General features: G+C 36.5%; 2 protein-coding genes. Both read right to left on the bottom strand.

Features of this window, described 5'->3' with window-relative positions; translation table 11 throughout:
- Window positions 1-15 precede the first annotated feature (15 nt).
- The gene (locus tag PLH43_RS12930) at window positions 16-951 is read right to left on the bottom strand and encodes a helicase HerA-like domain-containing protein (RefSeq protein ID WP_349255152.1); all 936 of its coding nucleotides are present in this window, start codon (window positions 949-951) and stop codon (window positions 16-18) included.
- Between the two features lie 272 nt (window positions 952-1,223).
- Window positions 1,224-5,240, bottom strand: coding sequence for an S-layer homology domain-containing protein (locus PLH43_RS12925; RefSeq protein WP_324363785.1), 4,017 nt, complete (start codon window positions 5,238-5,240; stop codon window positions 1,224-1,226).
- Window positions 5,241-5,328 lie beyond the last annotated feature (88 nt).

The following is a 5,328-nucleotide window of genomic DNA, read 5'->3' as shown; positions in this document are numbered from 1 at the left end:
TCATCTCAAAAACTATTAATTTTTCAAATCTTCATACGATAAAAGCTTATTATAATATATACCTACTCCTTTTGAGCGAATCAATCTTACTACTTGCTCTATCTTTTGAAGAAGCACTTTTGGTGCATCTTTAAACAGTAAATGTGCCTCGTCAAAGAAAAATACAATTTTAGGTTTATCAGCATCCCCAACTTCCGGAAGGGTTTCAAACAATTCTGAAAGCATCCACAGAAGGAAAGTGGAGTAAAGCACCGGTGAATGAATCAATTTAACGCTGTGCAGTATATTTATATATCCGCGTCCGTCAGGAGCAGTCTGAATCCAGTCGTTAACATCAAGGTCCGGTTCTCCGAAAAAGAGATTTCCTCCCTGATCCTCCAAAGCAACAAGACTTCTTAAAATCGCTCCCACACTTTGGGTTGAAATGCTTCCGTACTCCAGGGTAAATTCCTTGGCATGTTCACCCACATATTGTACCATTGCACGAAGGTCCTTCATATCTATCAGCAATAATCCCTTATCGTCTGCAATGCGGAATATTATGCTTAGCACGCCGGTTTGAGTCTCATTCAGTCCAAGCAGCCTTGCCAGCATTAATGCACCCATTTCCGAAACAGTAGTCCTCACCGGAATTCCGCATTCGCCGTATATATCCCAGAAACGCACCGGATAAGCACTGTATTTAAAGCCTTCAATCCCAAGCTCTGCGACTCTCTCCCGAATTTTGGGATCCTCACTTCCCTGCACTGCCAACCCTGCAAGGTCACCTTTTACATCGGCAAGGAAAACAGGAACACCACAATCACTGAAAGACTCGGCTAAAACTTTCAAAGTCACTGTTTTGCCCGTCCCGGTAGCACCTGCTATAAGTCCATGCCTATTGGCCTTGTCTGGTAGAAGATAAACGGGATTTTCTCCTTTAGCAATCCAAATTTTATTATCACAGTACATTTCATCTCACCTCAAACAAAAAATTGCATAAAACCCGTCAGTTCTCTGCAGGGAATTATATGCCGACATGTAAATTATTATATCATATATATCGGTATTTTAACATTATTTATCAATACTTTAGCTAAAATCCTTCAGTACTGAATCAAACAAAAAACCTTCCTTACTGTTACAGAATTATATCCAGTATTCAGTATAGGAAGGTTTAAATCTTTTGAAATGATAAATAATTTTTTATTATATTACCCTTTTAATCCTCAATATTACTCTTTTTAATTTTTACTTTGTTTATCATACCAAGATATGCAATTGTATATAACCGCAAATACTTCACTGCGCTTGATATTACTTTGCGGTCTGAAAGTTAAATCCGGATAACCTTTAATAATTCCTTTCTCAACGGCAGCATTAATATAACCTAATGCCCATTGCGGTATTACTTCAAAATCTGCAAAGTCATTTGTAGTTGAACCAACAGGCTCAATTTTATATGCTTTTGAAACTGCAGTAATTAATTCAGCTCTAGTTATTTTATTATATGGACGAAAGCTCCCATCTTCATATCCAATGAAAATTCCTTTTTCATATAAAGCATTCACTGACTGAACTGCAAACTCAGGTATTTCATCAAAATCCTTAAAATCTGCCTTCGTAGAATTTTTTAAATCAATTCCTATAGCTTTAGCCAAAATTACTGCCACTTCTGCACGAGTAATTTCATTATCCGGCTTAACTGTGCCATCGGGATATCCGTTAATTATCCCTTTTGAGTGGAGACTATATATATAGTCTTTTGCCCAATGATTTATAGCATCACTAAAGATAAACCCAGTAGGAATTTCATCGTTCGGTTCTTTTATTTGTTCTTTTTCTGTAGCAGGTATATCCGTTGTAGGCGTTGGTGTAGGTGTTGGTGTTGGTGTATATGTTGGTGTAGGTGTCGGTATTGGTGTTTTTTCTTTCGAAGTTGTAGATTTGGATTTTGGTGTTGAGGGACTCGCAGGTGTGGAACTACCCTTTGAGATGTAAAAAGTCACCTCACCGGTTGTCATATTGTCCCATCTATCAATAACAGCATAACTGAACAGATGTTTACCTTCTTTTTGATTTTCCAATGTAAATCTATTTCCATCTTTTGCATCCACCTCAATTTCATCAATTGCTGCTCTTATAACATAGTCACTCTCATCTTCAGCAACGATCTCTATGACATAATCATCGGACACGATCTGTTCCTCTGACAAATTAATACTTACAACTTTAGGTGGATTGGTTTCATTGGATATATTTTCATCCCTATAAATGCTCAAAGTAGTTACTGATTCATTACCTGCTTTATCAACAGCCTTTATTGTAAAGACATTTTCACCTTTACTAAGATTTACTGTCAAATCAAAATGCGGATTGGTGCCTATTTTGCCATAAACCAACTCTGCCTCTTGACCGTTAATTATTACACTGCATTCCTCAGACACCGAGCCTGATATTTCAATCTCATCAACATATACAATTTCATCATATTCATAATCAAATTCTATTATGGGTTCTGTAAAATCGCATTCTATAATATACTCCCGTATTTTTAAGTCCGGATTGCCATAAACACTATTAATGACACTTTCTCGATATACACTGCCGCATACAGTAAGTTCATTTGTTCCTTCATAAAGCATTACATCGGAAAAATTAAATACACTGTCATTGACACTTGTATTGTAGCGGTCGGAATTCTCCCCATTTTTCACTACCAGTTCAATTTTCGAATATCCCGGTGCTACACCTTCTATATCAACAAAAGGTTTATTTGTAAACTCTTCCAGATTTGTAATACTTGGTGTTCTTAAGCTTTCTCCTATTCCCACCACAAAAGCCGCATCATCAAAATATACCTCTTTTGCCAATACTTTATATCCCCATTCTCCAGCTTCAGGATTCATAATATATATTCCGTTGGATAGCATAGGGTTCTGTATAATGGAATATAAAGTACCATCCGGTTTGTACAATTCTATATCATAATCTCCGCCATAGCTATCCATCGTCAAAAGATAGTCATAACCAGGCTTGCAGTTAAACTTGTACATCTCTGACTCTTCACCTTGACTAAGTGTTGAAAACATAATACTCATCGGTAAATAATCAAACTTATTGATTATATCTATTACATTGTTCTCCGGAATGTTATGAGTAACTTTAAGAACCAAATACTCAAGTATCTTTGCCACTTCGTCAGTTATTTGCCTTTCATTATGGAAAGTAGTATAGATAACCTTTCCCTTTCCATAAGGAAAAGAAACCAATAAAGGTGCTCCCTTTATCAAAATACCAAAATCGTTATAATAATCTCCTGTCACATGAGTTGTAACATCGGGACTTACCGATTCAATAACAACCCAACCGCTCAAATCGTAATTTATTTTAATATTTTCGTTCCCAAGATAACTGGCTAATCCCTTATCCGTGATTGTTGCATTCACTTTTTGAGCTCTTCCTATATACGGACTATACGGAAACTTTATGTACCCGGGAAAAGCTTTATCAATATAAGCATATGCACGATCCGAGGCATAAACTGTCCCACCTTCTCTAACAAATCTTTCAATAGAAGATGCCGCTCTTCCTGCATAGCTGATTGCTCCGGAATTACAGTTCAAGAAAATAGAATCATAGATTTTTATGTCGTCATAGGTCACCAGTGAAGCATCATTTATTTCAATAAAGCTCTTACCCATTCCTTTAAGAATACTACCTATATCATCCCAATGTTTTGTTGTAACTGCTATTGCTTCTTCACCATCACCTACTATAAACGGCTGATATGCCACACCAAAGGCTTCTCTGATTTGCTGCAGTATTGTATTAGTTAAAAAATCCATGCCCGTTAAATTGCTATAAACCGGTTTTGCCACTTTTACATCAGATACTATATCAGCCTCTTGGAATCCACCAGTTGTAGCTGTCTGATAAAGACCTGCCGGATCATATGCCTTTGCTTGAAGTATATGTTTACCTTTAGGGTATTCTCCCTTTTTTATAACAAATTTGTACGGTGGTGCAGTACAAGTTGATTTTAATACTCCGTCAACATAAAATTCCACTTTTTCAACCCTGATATTATCTGTGGCATTAACTTCAACCTCAGTGTCCTTAGTAATTAATTCACTGGGAAGTTTCTTAAACGATACCTTTGGCGGTTCATTGTCAAACTGCATTCCGTGACGATTAAAAATGCTCCATATTTCATATTCTTTTCCCTTAGCGTACCCCTTGGCAAACCAATTTGTCCAAAAATCACTAAGACCTTGATTGTATTTACCTGTAGATGCTACTTTTTCGTGAAATACATTCTGTACAAGTGTAAAGCTCTCACTTAATTTGTCATGGCTTTCATTAACCGTATCCGTTATATCCCATAAAGTCGCCGCATTCGCATATTCATTACCTTCATTCGGAACATCTGGATTCGGTGTCTCTATCTCATTATAAAGTCCCCCACTAGCATTGGAATCCCTGTAATTGGGAGTTCCGTCAACATATTGTCCGAAATATGTTGCCCATCCTTCTGAATATGCCAAACCTTTATTATAAACCCCGATAGTGTTATGACTTCCACCGGCTCCTTTAGGCTGTTCTGCAAAATTGCTCATTAAAAAGTGTCCGTATTCATGCCAAATTACAGTTTGGTCCCACTCGTCGGTATCAGTTTTAATTGACTGTATATACATAGTATCCTTTCCACAGCGTGTTCCTCCACTATAAGAATCATCTTTCCATACAACTTTAACCTTTGGAGGTTTACAGTCAAAATCAGGTTTACCCGCCATCCATACCTCAGCTGCTTTGCGAATAGTATTTACAATATGAAAAGGTGCATTCAGTCCTATATTAACTTCTCCGAAATCATAGTCCGTTGTAACATTGTCCACCTGATCTGACGTATAATCTATTTCAACTACATAGGAAAATTCATCCTCAGCTTTAACAACAAAATATAAATCTACTCCACCTCCAAGCCATCCATCATCAGTATTAATCGATTTAAAAACAAAATTACCGTTACTGTCGGTTTTTGTTTCCCCAAGTTTTTCACTGCTAAAAATATCCTTATCATACAGTATCACAGTAAAATTTTTCAATGGAGCTGTTTTTTCAGTATCCGACATAGAATTCTTATATTTGTAGGTTAAACGTCCTTTGACTGTTATAGTATTAGATGTTGATGCAGCAAAGCAAACATTGGTAAATGCAATTTGCATAAGAAGAACTAAAGCCATGAAAATGGCAAGCATTTTTTTCACTTACATTACCCCCTAAACTTCAATATAAATACATTAATGTTAAAAGTATTTTTTATATAACTAATCCTGTTTCCCACAA

It is taken from the genome of Acetivibrio sp. (assembly GCF_035371925.1).
GTDB lineage: Bacteria > Bacillota > Clostridia > Acetivibrionales > Acetivibrionaceae > Hungateiclostridium.
This window is presented reverse-complemented; position numbering and strand designations above follow the sequence as displayed.